This is a genomic window from Nocardioides sp. Soil_C_8, assembly GCF_057656315.1.
Genome location: NZ_JBDGKQ010000005.1, coordinates 289,289 through 305,659 on the forward strand (window position 1 = coordinate 289,289; position 16,371 = coordinate 305,659).

Here is a 16,371-nt window from a genome sequence, read left to right on the forward strand (position 1 = left end):
AGCCCGTGTGCCATCTCGCTCTCGCCGTCTCGCCGCTTGTCTGGCCCTCGTCATGGGAGCGGGTGCGCTGAGCTCGATCGCTCCGGCCGTCGCCGCCCCCGACGACGGGGCCTTCGCCCCCCTCCGCGGGTTCGAGCCGTCGGGCTCGAAGGTCCGTGTCGAGCCGAAGGAGTACGCCGCCACCCGCGTCGACCTGGGTGCCCTGCGGGGCGAGCTGCCGCGTGCCGGTGGCTCCGCTGTCGTGGAGATCCCCGGGCCTGACGGCAAGCCCCAGTCGTTCCGCGTCGAGCGCACGCAGCGGATGGAGTCCGAGCTCGCCGCCGCGCACTCCGAGATCGCCACCTGGTCGGGCGTCGGCATCGACGACCCGCAGGCGACCGTCGCCATGGACGTCACCCAGATGGGCTTCCACGCGTTCGTCCGCACGCCGGGTGGCCGCAGCGACTGGTACGTCGACCCCGCCTACAACCGGCCCGGCACCACCGCCCACCTCAGCTACCGCTCGACCGACCTCCCGGCCGCGGAGGTGCGCCGCAAGGAGGGTGAGGTCGACGCCATCCGCGAGACGGTCGCCGCGGCCGCCGAGGCACGCTCGACGGCGCCCGGCGCGCAGGTGCAGCGCCACTACTACCGCCTCGCGCTGACCTCCGACCCGTCCTACGCCGCCTACTTCGGCACCGACAACGTGCTCGCCGAGAAGGTCACCCTGATCAACCGGGTCAACCAGATCTACAACGACGACCTCGCCACCGAGCTTCGTCTGGTCAACGCCACCGACAAGCTCAACCTCGACACCGACGCCAAGGCGACCGGCGCCAACGGCCCCTGCGGCGTGGCGCCCTGCTTCGAGCCCTTCGACGACAACGGCACGCCGACCCCCGCCGACGACACCGACGGCGAGCTCGACTACTGCGACGTGCCGACCCTCGGCAAGAACCGCACCGTCCTCGGCCAGCTCGTCGGGGCCTCCAACTACGACGTCGGCCACATCGCACTGGGCAACAACGGCGGCGGGATCGCCTACCTCGGCGTCGTCGGCGGCGACTACAAGGGCGGCGGCTGCACCGGCCTCCCCGAGCCGAAGGGCGACTTCTTCGCGATCGACTACGTCGCCCACGAGATCGGCCACCAATTCTCCGGCAACCACACGTTCAACGGCGCCGCCGGCAACTGCGGCGGCAACATCTCCGAGGCCTCGGTCGAGCCCGGCTCGGGCTCCTCGGTGATGGCCTATGCCGGCATCTGCGGCCAGGACGACCTGCAGCCGCACACCGACCCCTACTTCTCCTTCCGCACCATCGACGAGGTCGACGCCTACCGGGCGAACACCTACGACAACGTCGAGGTGCAGACGGTCTCGCTCACCGAGGCCTTCGGCGCCGGTGACAGCCTCGTGCTCGGGTTCGGCGGCAGCACCACGACGGTGCCCTTCGCGGCCTACAACACCGCCGGCCTGGACGCGGCCATCGAGGGCCTCACCGGGCGCGCGGTCTCCATCGCGCAGTGGGGCTTCGACGAGTTCGGCTACACCCCCGTCGTCGGCACGCCCGACGCCCGCGGCTTCCAGGTCATCTTCAACGACCAGCCGTCGATCATCCCCGGTCCGGGCGACGTCCTCGAGGACGTCGACCAGCTGACGGTCGAGCCCGGTGGAGTGGCCGGCTTCGTCGGTGAGACCTCGCGCGGCGGCGAGGCCCAGAACGACGGCGTCCAGCTGTCGCCCACGGACACCGGTCTCGCCGACAACACCGCCCCGGTGGTCGAGGTCCCGGCCGACAAGACCATCCCGATCCGGACGCCGTTCGCGCTGACCGGCGTGTCCGGCAAGGACGCCGACGGCGACGCCCTGACGTACCTCTGGGAGCAGACGAACTTCGGTGAGGGCACCCGCCTGTCCGACAACACCAAGGTCTACGGCCCGCTGTTCCGCGTCTTCGGCGACGACGCCGTGGTCAGCGACGAGGACTCGCTGAAGAGCCCGGCTCCGGGCATCAACATCGCCGACGGCAACCTCACGAGGGTCTTCCCCGACATGGCGCAGGTCCTCGCCGGCAACACCAACGCGGTGACCGGCACCTGCCCCTCCGCGGCCGGGCTGCCGAACAGGCAGCTGCCCGACACGCTGCTCGACTGCTACTCGGAGTTCCTGCCGACGGCCGACTACCTCGGCAGCCTCGACGTCGACGACGCGGTGATGAACTTCCGGCTCACCGCCCGCGACGGTTTCCCCAACGGCGGCGGCATCGCGTGGGACGAGCTCGCGCTCAAGGTCGACAAGACCGCAGGTCCGTTCCTGGTCACCTCGCAGGCCGGCGGCGGGACCGTGGCGGGTGGCTCGTCGGTCCCCGTCACCTGGGACGTCAAGGGCACCAACCGGCTGGCGCAGAACGTGAAGATCTCGCTGTCCACCGACGGCGGGACAACGTTCGGCACCGTGCTCGCGGCGAGCACGCCGAACGACGGGTCGGAGACGCTGGCGATGCCCAACGTCGACGCGGCCAAGGTGCGCATCAAGGTGGAGGCGGTCGACAACTACTTCTTCGCCGTCAACGCCGCCGACTTCGCGCTGAAGGCCACGCCCGCCCCCGACACGACGATCACGTCCGGACCTGCGAACGAGTCGATCGTCCTGGAGCGTCGCCAGAAGTTCACCTACTCCTCGAGCGTCACGCCCGCCACCTTCCGGTGCACGGTCGACGAGGAGACGCTGCCGTGCGACGCCGCCGGAGTGACCAGCCGCTTCCGCGCCGGCACCCACACCTTCAGCGTCGCAGCGGTCAACGCCGCCGGTGTCGCCGACCCGACGCCCGCATTCGTGTCGTTCACGGTGCCCCGTGACGAGAGCACTTTCGCCCGCAAGGGCTCGTGGAACCGCAAGAAGGACAAGCGGGCCATGTACGGCGACTACATCACGTCGCGTCGCAAGGGCTCCGAGCTGGTCACCCGCGTGCCCACGACCGAGCGCATCGTGCTCGTCATCGGCACGGTGAAGAAGGGCGGCAAGGCGCGGGTGTTCCTCGGCAAGCGCAAGCTCGGCGTCGTGAAGTTCGCCGGCAAGAAGAAGTACAGCCAGCTCCGGACGTTCGACCTGCCCCGCGCCCGCAAGGGCAAGCTGCGGGTCGTGGTGACGAAGAACAAGCCGGTGCGGATCGAGGGCGTCGCGGTCGTGACGACCAAGAAGACCGGCTGACGCAGGACCGACGCCGGGTCAGCCCTGCGCCGAGCGAGTCCGCTCGGCCAGGGCGACCGCGGCGTGCTGCACGACGGGAAGCTCCTCGGGGTCGCGCGCGGCCTCGTGGGGCACCGCGCCGCCGAGCAGGGCGGCCGGTGTGGTCAACCAGATCCAGGCCCGCCACGGGTCGACGCCGGCGGCCAGCAGCGGCTCCAGCACCGCCAGCAGCTCGGCACGCACCTCGCCTGCCTCGTCGAGCTGGAAGGCAGGGACCAGGGCGCCGCCCTCGTGCTGCACGAGGAGCACGGTCCGCCGCTGCGCGGCCTTGTGCAGGGCGAAGCGCGCCGCGTTCTCCGAGGTGCCGCGCAGGCGGCCGACGCCGGCGTAGTCCAGCCAGCCGCCGTCGAGCAGCGCGGTCCGCAGACCGGCTTCGCGCCGCAGCCGGACCAGCTCGACGGGCACGCCGAGGCCGGGCTCGTCACCCTGCGCGCGCAGCTGCCGGTCGAGCTCGGCCACCCGGTCGGGAGCGAGCGGCTCGACGGTTCCGGGCTCGCGCCACCGCACGACGCCATCCTTGCGGTCGTACGTCGGCAACCCGGCGGCGGCGAGCAGGTCGGAGAGCCCGAGCTCCTCCAGCCAGCTTGCGAGCCGCTCGCCGGTGTCGTCGGTGGCGCAGCGCATCGAGGTGACTACTTGTTGGCCTTGCGCGCCCGCGAGGCGGTCTTGGCGCGCGCGTTGGCGTCGAGCACGACCTTGCGGATGCGCACCATCTCGGGCGTCACCTCGACGCACTCGTCCTCGCGGCAGAACTCCAGGCACTGCTCGAGCGAGAGGCGCTTCGGCGGGATCAGCTTCTCGAAGTTGTCGGAGGTGGCGGACCGGATGTTGGTCTGCTGCTTCTCCTTCGTGATGTTGACGTCCATGTCGTCGGCGCGCGAGTTCTCGCCGACGATCATGCCCTCGTAGACCTCGGTGGCGGGCTCGACGAAGAGCACGCCGCGCTCCTGCAGCGAGGTCATGGCGTAGGCCGTCGCCGCACCGGCCCGGTCGGCGACCAGCGAGCCGTTGTTGCGCGAGCGGATCTCGCCGGCCCACGGGAAGTAGCCCTCGGAGATGTGGTGGGCGATGCCGGTGCCGCGGGTCTCGGTGAGGAAGTCGGTGCGGAAGCCGATCAGGCCGCGGGCCGGGACGACGAACTCCATCCGGACCCAGCCGGTGCCGTGGTTGGTCATGCCCTCCATGCGGCCCTTGCGGACGGCGAGGAGCTCGGTGATCGTGCCGAGGTACTCCTCGGGCGCGTCGATGGTGAGGCGCTCGAACGGCTCGTGCAGCTTGCCGTCGACCTCGCGGGTGACCACCTGCGGCTTGCCGACGGTGAGCTCGAACCCCTCGCGGCGCATCTGCTCGACGAGGATCGCCAGCGCGAGCTCGCCGCGGCCCTGGACCTCCCACGCGTCGGGACGCTCGGTCGGCAGGATGCGCAGCGAGACGTTGCCGATGAGCTCGGAGTCGAGGCGGTCCTTGACGAGGCGGGCGGTGACCTTGGCGCCCTTGACCTTGCCGACCAGCGGCGAGGTGTTGGTGCCGATGGTCATCGAGATGGCGGGCTCGTCGACGTGGATCAGCGGCAGGGCGACCGGGTTGTCCGAGTCGGCGAGGGTCTCGCCGATCGTGATCTCGGGGATGCCCGCGATGGCGACGATGTCGCCCGGACCGGCGGACTCGCCGGGCTTGCGCTCGAGGCCCTCGGTGATGAGCAGCTCGGTGATGCGGACGTTCTTGACCTCGCCGTCGCGGCGCATCCACGCCACGGTCTGGCCCTTCTTGAGGGTGCCCTGGTGGATGCGCAGCAGCGCGAGGCGGCCGAGGAACGGCGACGAGTCGAGGTTGGTGACGTGGGCCTGCAGCGGCGCCTCGTCGTCGTACTGCGGAGCCGGGATGGTCTCCAGGATCGTCTTGAAGAGCGGCTCGAGGTCCGAGCCCTCGGGCATGGTGCCGTCCTCGGGCTTCTCCAGGGAGGCGATGCCGGCCTTGCCGGAGGCGTAGACGACCGGGAAGTCCAGGGCGTCCTGGCTGTGGCTGTCGTCGAGGAGGTCCATGAAGAGCTCGTAGGACTCGTCGACGACCTCGCTGATGCGCGCATCGCTGCGGTCGGTCTTGTTGACGACCAGGATCACCGGCATGTCGGCGTTGAGCGCCTTGCGGAGCACGAAGCGGGTCTGGGGGAGCGGGCCCTCGGACGCGTCGACGAGGAGCACGATGCCGTCGACCATCGACAGGCCGCGCTCGACCTCGCCGCCGAAGTCGGCGTGGCCGGGGGTGTCGATGATGTTGATCGTCATGCCCTCGGGGGCCGACGGGCCGGTGTAGTGCACCGCGGTGTTCTTCGCGAGGATCGTGATGCCCTTCTCGCGCTCGAGGTCGCCGGAGTCCATGACGCGGTCGGCCACGCTCTCGGCCTGGTGCGCCGTGAAGGCGCCGGCCTGGCGGAGCATCGCGTCGACCAGCGTGGTCTTGCCGTGGTCGACGTGGGCGACGATCGCGACGTTGCGCAGGTCGGAGCGGGACTGGGTGGGCATGCAGGGGCCTTCCGGGCGGAGATCGGGTGGCGACCGGCGGCCGAGGGGCCGAACGCACGAGGGCGCAGATCGCTCGTCAAGGTTACCGGCGCCCACCGCGACCGACTCAATCGTTGACGCGCGGTGACCGGGTCGAGCACGGCTTCCCCACGGAGCGGTAAAACCGGTCCGCTCCCCGACCACCCGTCCCTAGCCTCGTTCCCACTATAGGCCGGGAGGGGCGCGTGGGGATGCGCCCGCCCGGTTCGAATCCGTCATCCGGGAGGGATGAGCTGCATGTCGACCACGTCCGTCGAGCCCGATTCCACGACCTCACGCACGCCGAGCCGGCGCACCGTGCTCCGCGCCGCCGCCTGGACCGCACCCGCGGTCTCCGTCGCCGTCGCGGTCCCGGCGTACGCCGCTGCGTCGGGGCCGGTTGCCTGCGCCGACGCCAACTACGAGATCCGCTGGGCCTCGCACTTCAACGCCCAGTCGAAGACGGCTGTCGCCGGCCTCGTCAGCGCGGCTGGCACGGGCACCGTCGGAACTGCGCCGCTGACGATGGTCGTGTCGAGCCAGTTCTTCGGCAGCATGGTGGCCGGAAGCACCGGCGGCTACTCGAACCTCGCGCTGTCGCCCGGCAACGTGGGCGGCACGGGCCGCAAGGGCCTGACCATCATGCAGCGGGCGACAGTCGGTGAGTTCTCGACTCCTCGGAGCGACCACCGTCAGGAGATCACGCTGACGTTCAACCGCCCGGTGCGCAACCTGAGCTTCAAGCTGAGCGACATCGACGCCAAGACGGAGGAGTCGCGCTGGGAGTGGTACTGGGAGAACGGTCGGCTCAAGCGACGCGAGATCAAGCGCGGCCAGTACCAGGACCGCGTGTGGCTCAGCGGCGGGCCTTCGGGCGCCAAGGCCGGCATGGTCGCCGGGACCGGCGCCTCCGCCGACCCCTGGCGCAGCACCAGCAACGACGTCGAGCACGACCCGGTCTCCGGCACGAACGGCAACGTGACGGTGAGCTACTCGGGCAAGCCGGCCTCCATGGTCTACAAGCTCACCTACTGGAACGACCAGGAGGGCGAGCTCACCGCACAGGCCCTGCAAGGCATCTTCCTCACCGACCTCACCTTCACCGCGTCCTCCTGCGCCTGAGCGGCGGTCCCGGCCTGCGATCCGCCGCCACCCCCGACCGCCCCTGGCCAGGGTGGCGGCACATCGCACGCAGCCAGGGCTGCGACCGGCAATCTGCCGCCACCTCCGACCGCCCCCGGTCCGTGGTGGCGGCACATCGCACGCAACGGCGGGCTCAGGCTGCGACCTGCCGCCACCACGGGCGACCCCAGCCCGTGGTGGCGGCACACCGCTCCGCGTGATCGGCACCCTTCCGGCTGTCGGCGGCGGGGGGTAGACAGGAGGCATGACGACACCTCGGGCGGTCCGCTGCAGCTTCATCCCACCGTGGCTCTCGGCGCGTGTCGACGGGCCCGAGCGGGCGGCCCACGACGACGAGCTGCGCCGCGAGCGCGCCGGCCGGGGCCGTGAGATCCGTCGGGCCGCAGACGCGGCGCCCGAAGGAGTCGCGGAGGGAGCCGCTGCGCCGGCGTGGACGGTCCACGACGCCGAGTCGCGCACCACCCTTCCCGGCACACCTGTGCGCAGCGCGGGGGAGCCCGAGACCGGTGACGTCGCGGTCGACGAGGCCGCCGCCGGCATCGAGGCGACCCTGCAGATGTTCCTCGACGACCTCGGGCGCGACTCCCACGACGGCGCCGGCGCCCCCGTGAGCCTGACCGTCCACTACGGCTCGCGCTACAACAACGCGTTCTGGGACGGCGCCCAGCTCGTCTTCGGCGACGGCGACGGCCGGGTCTTCGAGCGGTTCACCAAGCCGGTCGACGTCCTGGCCCACGAGTTCTCCCACGCCGTCGTCGAGCACACGGCCGACCTGACCTACCAGGGCCAGTCCGGCGCGCTCAACGAGTCGGTCGCCGACGCGTTCGCGTCGTGCCTCAAGCAGCGGCTCCTCGGGCAGGACGCCGGCGAGGGCGACTGGCTGATCGGGCAGGGCATCTTCGCGCCGTCCGTCCAGGCGCGCGCCCTGCGCGACATGGCCACCCCCGGCACCGCCTACGACGACCCGGAGCTCGGCGCGGACCCGCAGGTCGGCCACATGGACGACTACGTCGACACCACCTCCGACAACGGCGGCGTCCACCTCAACTCCGGCATCCCCAACAAGGCGTTCCAGCTCGCCGCGGTGGCGATCGGTGGCACGTCGGTCTCGGGCGCGGGCCGGGTCTGGTACGACGCCCTCGTGGGCGGCGACGTGCCGTCCGGCGCCACCTTCGCCACCTTCGCGGCCGCGACCGTGGCGGCCGCCGGCGACCACGCCGACGCCGTCCGGGAGGCGTGGGCCCAGGTCGGTGTCGAGGTTGACGCGGTGGCGGGCGAGGTCGACGAGCAGTCACCCGAGCCGGTCCCCGCGCCGGTCCCCGCCGGCCGCCTGCGCGTTGAGCGCAGCGGCGGCTTCGCCGGCCGCACCGAGACCGCCGAGGTCGACCTTGGTCAGGTCGACGACCCCGGTCTCGGGCAGCTGGTGACCGAGGCGGTGCTGCGGTCCGCGACCGCGGACGGCCCGCCCAAGCCCGACATGTTCGTCTACACCTTCACCGTCGACGACGGTGAGCCGGTGCGGGTGCCGGAGCACCTCCTGTCGCCCAGCCAGGCCGAGCTGGCGCGGCGGGTGCTGCGCCCCGACTCGTCGGGCACGACCGACGGCTGGCAGGCCTGAACCATGGAGCTCACGGTCGTCGAGGGCGACATCACCGGACAGGACGTCGACGCCGTGGTCAACGCCGCCAACCGACGGATGCGCGGGGGCGGGGGCGTCGACGGCGCGATCCACGCCGCAGGCGGTCCCGAGGTCCTCGAGGACTGCCGGCGACGCTTCCCGGACGGGCTCGCCACCGGTGCCGCCGGGTGGACCACCGCCGGCCGCATGCCGGCCCGGTGGGTGATCCACGTGGTCGGCCCCAGCTGGACCGCCGGCGAGCGCGACCGGTCGCTGCTGGAGTCGTGCTACTCCGGCGCGCTCGCGGTGGCCGACGAGCTGGGGGCGCGCTCGGTGGCGTTCCCGCTCGTGAGCGCGGGCATCTACGGGTGGCCGAAGGACGATGCGATCGCCGCGGCGATCGACACGCTCCGCGCGACGCCGACGTCGGTGGAGGAGGCCCGTCTGGTGGCGTTCGGTCGCCAGGCCTTCGACGAGATCTCGTCGGCCCTGTCGAGCAGACCTCCCTCAGGGTGACGGCGCGGCGGGGGAGCGTTCGCTAGGTTCGCCGCATGCCCCGACTGCGGCGCACCTTCCCCGACCAGCCCGGCTGGACCCGACGCCGGTCCGGCAAGGGCTTCACCTACCTCGACCAGGACGGCAACCGTCTCGACGCCGAGCAGGTGCAGCGCTGCAAGGACCTCGTCATCCCGCCGGCCTGGCAGGACGTGTGGATCACGCCCCACCCCAACGGCCACCTGCAGGCCGTCGGCACCGACGACGCCGGGCGCCGCCAGTACCTCTACCACCCGCAGTGGCGCGCCAGCCGGGACGCGGCGAAGTTCGACCGGATCCTGGTCTTCGGCAAGGCCCTGTCCAAGGCCCGGGAGCGGGTGCTCGCCGACATCGGGGCCGAGGGGATGTCGCTGGAGCGCGGGTGCGCGGTCGCCGTACGCCTGCTCGACCTCGGCTACTTCCGCATCGGCAACGACGTCTACACCGACACCAACGGGTCCTTCGGCCTGACGACCATGCTGCGGGAGCACGTCTCCCGCACCAAGGACGGGCTGCGCTTCAGCTTCATCGGCAAGTCGGGCATCGACCACGACATCACCATCGACGACCCGTCCGCGATCGAGGCGCTCGACGTGATGCGCCGTCGCCGCGGCGGCGGCGACAAGCTCCTCGCGTGGAAGGACGGTCGGCACTGGAAGGACCTCTCGTCCTCCGACGTCAACGACTACATCCGCAGCTGCTTCGGCATCGACGCCACCGCCAAGGACTTCCGCACCTGGCACGCGACGGTGATCGCCGCGTCCGCCCTCGCCGAGACCGACGAGCCGGGCGGGACCAAGGCGTCGCGCAAGCGCGCGGTCTCCGCGGCGATGAAGGAGGTCTCGGAGTTCCTCGGCAACACCCCGACCCTCGCCCGCACGTCCTACGTCGACCCGCGGGTCGTCGAGGCCTACGAGCGCGGCCGCACGGTCAAGGTCCGCGGGAAGTACGACACGGACGATGCCCGGCAGGCCGCGCTCGAGCGAGCGGTGCTCAAGCTGCTCAACGCCGGCTGAGGGCCGGGCTGATCAGCTGTTCGCGACGACGTGGTCGATCGCGCCGGTGAGCTTCTCGACGTCGGCCGGGTCGATCGCGGGGTACATCGCGATCCGCAGCTGGTTGCGCCCGAGCTTGCGGTAGGGCTCGGTGTCGACGACGCCGTTCGCCCGCAGGGTGGCCGCGATGGCGGCGGCGTCGATCGAGTCGTCGAAGTCGATCGTGCCGATCACCAGCGACCGGTCGGCCGGCTCGGCGACGTAGGGCGTCGTGTAGGAGGTGCGCTCCGCCCAGCCGTAGAGCGCGTCCGAGCTCGCGGTCGTGCGCTCGACCATGCCCTTGAGCCCGCCCTGGCTGTTCATCCAGTCGAGCTGCTCGGCCATCAGGAAGAGCGTGGCCACCGACGGGGTGTTGTAGGTCTGGTTCTTCGACGAGTTGTCGATCGCGGTCGGCAGGTCGAAGAACGGCGGCACGTAGCGCTCGCTCGCCGCGATCTCCTCGGCCCGCGCCAGCGCCCGCGGCGACATCAGCGCGATCCAGAGGCCACCGTCGGAGGCGAAGCACTTCTGCGGGGCGAAGTAGTAGGCGTCGACCTGGTCGAGGCCGACGGGCAGGCCGCCGGCGCCGGAGGTGGCGTCGACCAGCACGAGCGCGTCGTCCGCCACCCCCGCGGGGCGCAGCACGGGCGCCATCACGGCGGTCGAGGTCTCGTTGTGCGCCCAGGCGTAGACGTCGACGCCGTCCTCGGCGACCGCCTCCGGACGCGATCCCGGCTCGCTGGCGATGACCGACGGGTCCGCCAGCCACGGCGCCTTCCTGGCCGACGTGGCGAACTTCGAGGAGAACTCACCGAACGACAGGTGCTGGCTCTTCTCGCGGATGAGGCCGAAGCAGGCGATGTCCCAGAAGGCCGTCGCGCCGCCGTTGCCGAGCACGACCTCGTAGCCGTCGGGCAGGTCGAACAACGCCGCGAGGCCCTCACGGACCCGGCCGACGGTCTTCTTCACCGGGGCCTGCCGGTGGGACGTGCCCATCAGAGTCGAGCCGGTCGCGGCGAGCGCGTCGAGGTGGCTGGTCTGGATCTTGGACGGGCCGGCGCCGAAGCGGCCGTCGGCGGGCAGGAGATCGGCGGGGATCTTGAGGGCGTCGGTCATGGAGGAACCTCACGTGAATCGGAAGGGGTGGTCCTGACGACGCTGTCAGCGGCCTTAGTCTGTCACCCGCCGACGACGGTCCGAGACGGGGGACGAACGATGAACACCGACGCAGCGCCAGGGCTCGACCAGCAGAGCACGGTTCGCACCATCGCGCGAGTGTTCGCGGTGGTCCTCGTGCTTGCCGGCATCTACCTGCTCGTCCGCGGCTTCACGGGATTCATGGACCATGCACGGTCGATGGAGATGGGTGCCGGCTTCGGCCCGGTCCTCACCATCGGCGCCGGCGGGTTCTGCTTGGTGTTCGGCCTGGGCGCGGCCAACGTGGGCTGGCTCCGCGCTCAGGCGTCGTACGTCGCGGGCGAGACGATGCCGGTGGTGAAGGAGTCCCTCGACCACCTCAACGCGGGCCCGTACTGCCGGCAGTGCGGCACCCGCAACGACACCTCCGCCAGGTTCTGCGACAGCTGTGGGCAGTCGCTTGCCTGACCTCGACATCCGACGACTCCCGATCACGCATCCCGACTCGCAGCTCCTGGTCGAGGCGGTCCAGGAGGAGTACGTCGCCCGCTACGGCGGGCGCGACGAGTCGCCGGTCGACCCGCGCGACTTCGAGGACCCGCTCGGCCAGTTCTTCGTCGGCTACCTCGACGACGTCCCGGTCGCGACCGGTGCGTGGCGACGGTCGTCCGTCACCGCGCTCGGCGCTGACGTCACCGCGGAGGTCAAGCGGATGTACGTCATCCCGGCCGCGCAGCGCCGGGGGCTCGCCCGGCGGATGCTCGCCCACCTCGAGGCGACGGCTGCCGAGGCCGGGATCCAGGCACTCGTCCTCGAGACGGGGATGAAGCAGCCGGAGGCGATCGAGCTCTACCTGTCGTCGGGCTACGAGCCGATCCCCGGCTTCGGCTACTACTGCGGCTCCGAGCTCAGCCGCTGCTTCGCCCGCCGGATCTGACACGGAGCGTGTGACCACCCGCAGCGGGTCTCCGTCTGTTGTGACACGCAGCGTGTCGAGAACGCGCACACCTACCGCTGGGACCTGGTGCGTGCTGTGCCACAACAGCCGGCAGCAGCCGTCGGGATCCGGCACCCGCTGTGACAGGTCCGCCCGTAGCCTTGCCCGCATGACCCGCGGACTGATGCTGAACGACGCCGACTGCGGCTTCTGCATGCGCACCGCCCGCCTCGTGCCGAGGCTCGGGGTCGAGGTCGACAGCTCGACCGTCCAGGCCGCCGACCTCGACGCGCTGGGCGTCGACCCGGTGCGCGCGGTCGTCGAGATGCCGTACGTCCACCCCGACGGCCGGGTCGACTACGGCCACCGCGCCTTCGCCTCGATCCTCCGCACCGGGCCCCTGCCCTGGCGGGTGGTGGGACGGCTGATCGAGTCCCGTCCGGTCGACCCGATCGCCCGGCGCACCTACGCCTGGGTGGCCGCCAACCGGCACCGCCTGCCGGGCGGGACGGCCGCCTGCGAACTACAGCGTTGATGTTCTGACGATCCCCTGACGGTGGCTCCTGGGGCCGCTTACGGTCCGTGTGCCACACGTGATCCATGGGGAAGGTGGGACGAGTCGATGCGACGGTCACTGCGCGCTGCCGCGCTGCTCACGGGGACCTGCGCCCTGCTGCTCGGGCTCCTTGCGAGCGGGCTCACCGCGGCCTCCGCCGACGGGACCGACGACCCGACCAACGGCCGCCGGGGCACCGTCACGGCGTCCGCGCCGTACCTGATGCCGATGGAGCCGTACGCCGGCTACCAGCCGCAGACGGCCTGCCGCCGCAAGCCGAAGCCCGGCGTGCTGATGCTGGCCGACTGGCTCGTGGCCCGCGGCGGCGGCTACGGACCGATCAGCCGGTCGTGTGCCGGCTCGAGCCGCAGCGAGCACAAGGAGTCACGGGCGTTCGACTGGCTCCTCGACGCGACCGACCCCGCCGACGCCGCGCTCGCCGCGGCCCTGCTCGACGAGGTCCTCGCGCCCGACGACACCGGGCAGCCGCATGCGCTCGCGCGCCGGATGGGGATCATGTACATCATCTGGAACGACCGGATGTGGGCGTCGTACGACGGGTTCGTCGAGAAGCGCTACCTGAGCTCGGGCTGCCGCAACCGGCGCACCTGCTCCCCGACGCTCCGACACCGCGACCACCTGCACGTCTCGCTGACCCGCCAGGGCGCGAAGGGCGCGACGTCCTGGTACTACGCCCAGTCCGCGCTCCAGCCCGCGACCTGATCGGCCGGGCGCGAGGACGGCCCCGCGTAGACCGCGGACGGCCGGATCAGCCGGCCGGTCGTCTTCTGCTCGAGGATGTGGGCCGACCACCCGCCGGTGCGGGCGCAGGTGAACATCGAGGTGAACATGTGCGCCGGCACCTCGGCGAAGTCGAGGACGATCGCCGCCCAGAACTCGACGTTGGTCTCGAGGACCCGGTCGGGACGACGCGAGCGCAGCTCCTCGAGCGCCGCCTTCTCGAGCGCCTCGGCGACCTCGTAGCGCGGGGCGTCGAGCTCTCGGGCCGTGCGCCGCAGGACGCGGGCCCGCGGGTCCTCGGCGCGGTAGACCCGGTGCCCGAAGCCCATCAGCCGCTCGCCGTTGTCCAGCAGCTCCTTGACGTACGACGATGCGTCGCCGTCACGCTTCTCGACCTCCTCGATCATCCCGAGCACGCGCGAGGGCGCGCCGCCGTGGAGGGGACCGGACATCGCGCCGATGGCACCGGAGAACGCGGCCGCCACGTCGGCGCCGGTCGACGTGATGACGCGGGCGGTGAAGGTGGAGGCGTTCATGCCGTGCTCGGCGGCGGACGACCAGTAGGCGTCGATGGCGTGGGCGTGCTTCGGGTCCACCTCGCCACGCCACCGGATCAGGAATCGCTCGGCCAGGGTCCGGCCCTGGTCCACCTCGGCCTGGGTGACGACCGGCTTGCCGAGGCCGCGCGCCGACTGGGCGGCGTACGACAGCACCATCACGGCGACGCGCGACAGGTCGAGGCGCGCCTGCTCGTCGGAGATGTCGTAGGTCTGGCCCATGCCCAGCATCGGCGCGAGCATCGCGACCGCGGACTGCACGTCGGCGCGGACGTCGCCGGTGTGGATCGAGATGTTGTAGGGCTCGGCCGGCGGGAGGCCGGGCGTGTAGGAGCCGTCGACGAGGAGGCCCCAGACGTTCTCGAAGGGGACGCGGCCGACCAGCTCCTCGATGTCGACGCCGCGGTAGCGGAGGGCCGACCCCTCCTTGTCGGGCTCGGCGATCTGTGTCTCGAACGCGATGACACCTTCGAGGCCGTGCTGGATCTCGGTCATGGCCGTCATTGTGCACCCGATGGCCCCCACCACGCCGGGCGCTGGTTTCTCCCTCCCCACGCCGGGCGCTCGTTCCTCGCGCCCGACTAGGGTCGGTACATGGACCTGTCCGGACTGCGCGAGGAGTACGGCCGCGGCGGGCTGGACCTGCCCGACCTGGCCGCCGACCCGATCGAGATGTTCGAGCGGTGGCTGCGCCAGGCGGTCGAGGCCGGGGTCCACGAGCCCAACGCGATGGTGCTGTCCACGGCGACGCCCGAGGGCGGGCCGTCGAGCCGGATGGTGCTGCTCAAGGGAGTCGGTACCGAGGGCTTCGTCTTCTACACCAACCGTGCCTCCCGCAAGGGCGCAGAGCTCGCCGCCGACGCGCGGTGCGCGCTGCTGTTCCCCTGGCACCCGCTCGAGCGGCAGGTCCGCGTCGAGGGTGCGGCATCGGTGATCCCCGACGACGAGGTCGAGGCCTACTTCCGCTCCCGCCCGCGCGGCGCCCAGCTCGGAGCGTGGGCCTCCGACCAGTCGCGACCGGTGGCCTCACGATCCGCGCTGGCGGCGTCGTACGCCCGGGTGCAGGAGCGCTTCGGCGACGACGGCCCGGTGCCGGTGCCGCCGGAGTGGGGCGGCTACCGGGTGCGCCCGGAGGTCGTCGAGTTCTGGCAGGGACGCCCGAGCCGGATGCACGACCGGCTGGTCTACCGGCGGCGCGACTCCGGCTGGGCCACGGAGCGCCTGGCTCCGTGAGGCGAAGTCCCGGGCCGTCCCGGGCCGGTCCCGGGCGGTCCCGGGCAGTCGTGGGGAGTCGTGTGAGTCGTGGCAAATCTCGGCAGAACACCGCGCATTTCTCGCAGACGGACAGGCTCCGGGGGGTCTAGCCTTCTGAGCCATGCAGAGTGCGCCGAGCAGGTTGCAGGTGCGTCTGGCCGCGGACGCCGCCAGCGTCCCCGCCGCGCGCCGCTTCGTGGCCGACGGCCTGGCCGCCTGGGGTGAGGTGAAGCTGGTCGACGCGGCCGAGCTGGTGGCGAGCGAGCTGACGAGCAACGCCGCCCTGCACGCGATGGCCGAGTTCATGCACGTCACCCTGGAGCGCGCCGTCGACGACGTCGCCGGCGTCCGGGTCGCGGTCGAGGACGACGGCCCGGTGGGCGTCGAGGCCGTGCTGGCGCGCACGCCGGCCGGCGACGACCTCGACTGGGACGAGCTCGACGCCACGGGGCGCGGGCTGGCGATCGTCGCCATGCTGGCCGGACGCTGGGGGGTCGACGCCACCCGGCGCGGCAAGCGCGTCTGGGCCGACCTCGTCGACCCCGATCCCGAGCACGAGGTGCTCGATCCCGTGCTGGCCGAGACCGACGCCGCACCGACGCCCGGCGACCTGCCACCCGGCTGGACGCTCGTCCGCCTGGTGCAGTGCCCGGTCGCCCTCAGCCTGCGCCAGGACAGCCACCTCGACGAGCTCGTCCGTGAGCTCCAGCTGCTCGCGGCCGACGAGCACAACACGGAGTCGGCGGCCATCGCCGAGGAGATCCGGGGCCTCCTCGTCTCGCCGACCCACGCCCGGCTCACCGGTCGCCTGGCCGCCCAGCAGGCGCGCGACGACGACCTCGACGCCGTCGACGTGGACATGGCCATGCCTCGGGAGGTCGGCATGATGGCCGAGCAGCTGCACCGGGCCGTCTCGCGGGCCGACCGGCTGTGCGAGGAGGGGCGGCTGCTGACCCTGGCGTCCCCGCCGGAGGTGCGCGCGGTGCGCGCCTGGATGACCCACGAGGTGGTGGAGCAGACGACCAGGGGAGCGACGCCGGTGTCGTGGACGGACTGGTTGGCCGCCTCGGCAGCCGACCGGGTGGGCTGAC

Annotated in this window: 15 protein-coding genes; 11 read left to right on the top strand and 4 right to left on the bottom strand. The window is 71.9% G+C overall.

What is annotated here, in order from left to right:
• The first annotated feature begins 7 nt into the window (after nt 1–7).
• Nucleotides 8–3,190, top strand: coding sequence for a reprolysin-like metallopeptidase (locus AC3A3L_RS20900; protein WP_487641969.1), 3,183 nt, complete (start codon nt 8–10; stop codon nt 3,188–3,190).
• A gap of 18 nt (nt 3,191–3,208) precedes the next feature.
• Here AC3A3L_RS20900 and AC3A3L_RS20905 read toward each other — a convergent pair whose 3' ends face one another.
• Together AC3A3L_RS20905 and typA are read right to left on the bottom strand one after the other, a co-directional pair.
• Nucleotides 3,209–3,853 (bottom strand): hypothetical protein, encoded by a 645-nt coding sequence (locus tag AC3A3L_RS20905; protein WP_487641970.1) that lies wholly within the window; start codon nt 3,851–3,853, stop codon nt 3,209–3,211.
• 8 nt (nt 3,854–3,861) lie between these two features.
• Nucleotides 3,862–5,751, bottom strand: a complete 1,890-nt coding sequence (typA, locus tag AC3A3L_RS20910; protein WP_487641971.1) for a translational GTPase TypA — start codon at nt 5,749–5,751, stop codon at nt 3,862–3,864.
• A 276-nt stretch (nt 5,752–6,027) separates the two neighbouring features.
• On the opposite strand from typA, the gene AC3A3L_RS20915 reads away from it, so the two are divergent.
• The 4 genes from AC3A3L_RS20915 to AC3A3L_RS20930 all read left to right on the top strand — a co-directional run bounded on the left by AC3A3L_RS20915 (nt 6,028) and on the right by AC3A3L_RS20930 (nt 10,080).
• Nucleotides 6,028–6,891: a hypothetical protein gene (locus AC3A3L_RS20915; RefSeq protein ID WP_487641972.1), complete on the top strand. Its 864-nt coding sequence runs from the start codon at nt 6,028–6,030 to the stop codon at nt 6,889–6,891.
• Nucleotides 6,892–7,156: 265 nt separating this feature from the next.
• Nucleotides 7,157–8,530: a protealysin inhibitor emfourin gene (locus tag AC3A3L_RS20920; protein WP_487641973.1), complete on the top strand. Its 1,374-nt coding sequence runs from the start codon at nt 7,157–7,159 to the stop codon at nt 8,528–8,530.
• A 3-nt stretch (nt 8,531–8,533) separates the two neighbouring features.
• The gene (locus AC3A3L_RS20925) at nt 8,534–9,046 is read left to right on the top strand and encodes an O-acetyl-ADP-ribose deacetylase (protein ID WP_487641974.1); all 513 of its coding nucleotides are present in this window, start codon (nt 8,534–8,536) and stop codon (nt 9,044–9,046) included.
• A gap of 35 nt (nt 9,047–9,081) precedes the next feature.
• Complete coding sequence (locus AC3A3L_RS20930; protein ID WP_487641975.1) at nt 9,082–10,080, top strand: DNA topoisomerase IB; 999 nt, start codon at nt 9,082–9,084, stop codon at nt 10,078–10,080.
• A gap of 12 nt (nt 10,081–10,092) precedes the next feature.
• Here AC3A3L_RS20930 and serC read toward each other — a convergent pair whose 3' ends face one another.
• Complete coding sequence (serC, locus tag AC3A3L_RS20935; RefSeq protein ID WP_487641976.1) at nt 10,093–11,214, bottom strand: phosphoserine transaminase; 1,122 nt, start codon at nt 11,212–11,214, stop codon at nt 10,093–10,095.
• A 99-nt stretch (nt 11,215–11,313) separates the two neighbouring features.
• Between serC and AC3A3L_RS20940 the strand changes: the two genes are divergently transcribed.
• From AC3A3L_RS20940 to AC3A3L_RS20955, 4 genes are all read left to right on the top strand, one after another.
• Nucleotides 11,314–11,703 (top strand): zinc-ribbon domain-containing protein, encoded by a 390-nt coding sequence (locus AC3A3L_RS20940; RefSeq protein WP_487641977.1) that lies wholly within the window; start codon nt 11,314–11,316, stop codon nt 11,701–11,703.
• Complete coding sequence (locus AC3A3L_RS20945; RefSeq protein ID WP_487641978.1) at nt 11,696–12,172, top strand: GNAT family N-acetyltransferase; 477 nt, start codon at nt 11,696–11,698, stop codon at nt 12,170–12,172. The genes AC3A3L_RS20940 and AC3A3L_RS20945 overlap by 8 nt, the downstream gene beginning before the upstream one ends.
• 169 nt (nt 12,173–12,341) lie before the next feature.
• Nucleotides 12,342–12,707: a thiol-disulfide oxidoreductase DCC family protein gene (locus tag AC3A3L_RS20950; RefSeq protein ID WP_487641979.1), complete on the top strand. Its 366-nt coding sequence runs from the start codon at nt 12,342–12,344 to the stop codon at nt 12,705–12,707.
• Between the two features lie 87 nt (nt 12,708–12,794).
• Nucleotides 12,795–13,451, top strand: a complete 657-nt coding sequence (locus AC3A3L_RS20955) for a VldE C-terminal domain-containing protein (RefSeq protein WP_487641980.1) — start codon at nt 12,795–12,797, stop codon at nt 13,449–13,451.
• Here the strand turns inward: AC3A3L_RS20955 and AC3A3L_RS20960 are convergent.
• Nucleotides 13,418–14,521 carry a citrate synthase 2 gene (locus tag AC3A3L_RS20960; protein WP_487641981.1) on the bottom strand — a complete coding sequence of 368 codons (1,104 nt, stop codon included), beginning with the start codon at nt 14,519–14,521 and terminating at the stop codon, nt 13,418–13,420. The genes AC3A3L_RS20955 and AC3A3L_RS20960 overlap by 34 nt on opposite strands.
• 99 nt (nt 14,522–14,620) lie before the next feature.
• Here AC3A3L_RS20960 and pdxH point away from each other — a divergent pair, with 99 nt between their 5' ends.
• Complete coding sequence (gene pdxH / locus AC3A3L_RS20965; RefSeq protein WP_487641982.1) at nt 14,621–15,259, top strand: pyridoxamine 5'-phosphate oxidase; 639 nt, start codon at nt 14,621–14,623, stop codon at nt 15,257–15,259.
• A 142-nt stretch (nt 15,260–15,401) separates the two neighbouring features.
• A complete protein-coding gene (locus AC3A3L_RS20970; RefSeq protein ID WP_487641983.1) occupies nt 15,402–16,370 on the top strand; it encodes an ATP-binding protein in 969 nt (322 codons plus the stop codon).
• Nucleotide 16,371: the final 1 nt, after the last annotated feature.